1 pseudogene is annotated in these 246 nt (G+C 58.9%); it reads left to right on the top strand.

From position 1 onward, the window contains the following. Positions 1-246: pseudogene (locus AC0L3U_RS40000) on the top strand (excinuclease ABC subunit B); the annotation flags it as partial.

Raw genomic sequence — 246 nt, forward strand, 5'->3', positions numbered from 1 at the left:
GCGTCCTTCTCGATAAACGTATCGGAGGACGCGTCGATCAACGACCACATCGAGCAAATGCGGCTTTCGGCGACCAAGGCCTTGCTGGAACGCAAGGACGCGATCATCGTCACCACGGTGTCGTGCATTTACGGCCTGGGCAGCCCCGAAACCTATTTGAAAATGGTGTTGCACGTCGACCGTGGCGACAAACTCGACCAGCGCGAACTGCTGCGCCGTCTGACGAGCCTGCAGTACACCCGCAAC

The organism is Bradyrhizobium sp. Kon69, from assembly GCF_055807515.1.